Source organism: Nocardia thraciensis, from assembly GCF_054782435.1.
In genome coordinates this window covers 1-1,114 of sequence record NZ_BAAGSM010000057.1, presented here as the reverse complement: position 1 = coordinate 1,114, position 1,114 = coordinate 1, and the positions used below count along the sequence as shown (strand labels likewise).

Annotated in this window: 1 rRNA gene; it reads left to right on the top strand. The window is 56.0% G+C overall.

The window, feature by feature from the left end:
* Positions 1-1,105, top strand: a 23S ribosomal RNA gene (locus ACYVLQ_RS31760); the annotation flags it as partial.
* Between the last annotated feature and the right edge of the window lie 9 nt (positions 1,106-1,114).

Sequence of the window (1,114 nt, the reverse complement as noted above, 5' to 3'; positions counted from 1 at the left end):
AAGTCGTAAGACGAGGTATACGGACTGACGCCTGCCCGGTGCCGGAAGGTTAAGAGGACCGGTTAGCGGATTCGTCCGCGAAGCTGAGAATTTAAGCCCCGGTAAACGGCGGTGGTAACTATAACCATCCTAAGGTAGCGAAATTCCTTGTCGGGTAAGTTCCGACCTGCACGAATGGCGTAACGACTTCTCTGCTGTCTCCACCACAGACTCGGCGAAATTGCATTACGAGTAAAGATGCTCGTTACGCGCGGCAGGACGAAAAGACCCCGGGACCTTCACTATAGCTTGGTATTGGTGTTCGGTACGGTTTGTGTAGGATAGGTGGGAGACTGTGAAAGCGGCACGCTAGTGTCGTGGGAGTCGTCGTTGAAATACCACTCTGGTCGTATTGGACTTCTAACCTCGGACCGTGATCCGGTTCAGGGACAGTGCCTGGTGGGTAGTTTAACTGGGGCGGTTGCCTCCTAAAGTGTAACGGAGGCGCCCAAAGGTTCCCTCAGCCTGGTTGGCAATCAGGTGTTGAGTGTAAGTGCACAAGGGAGCTTGACTGTGAGACAGACATGTCGAGCAGGGACGAAAGTCGGGACTAGTGATCCGGCACCGGCGTGTGGAAGCGGTGTCGCTCAACGGATAAAAGGTACCCCGGGGATAACAGGCTGATCTTCCCCAAGAGTCCATATCGACGGGATGGTTTGGCACCTCGATGTCGGCTCGTCGCATCCTGGGGCTGGAGTAGGTCCCAAGGGTTGGGCTGTTCGCCCATTAAAGCGGCACGCGAGCTGGGTTTAGAACGTCGTGAGACAGTTCGGTCTCTATCCGCCGCGCGCGTCAGAAACTTGAGGAAGGCTGTCCCTAGTACGAGAGGACCGGGACGGACGAACCTCTGGTGTGCCAGTTGTTCCGCCAGGGGCATGGCTGGTTGGCCACGTTCGGAAGGGATAACCGCTGAAAGCATCTAAGCGGGAAGCCTGTTCCAAGATGAGGTTTCTCACCCCCTTCGAGGGGGTAAGGCCCCCAACAGATCATTGGGTTGATAGGCCGGAACTGGAAGCGCAGTAATGTGTGGAGGTGACCGGTACTAATAGGCCGAGGGCTTACCAACGAAGGTGTT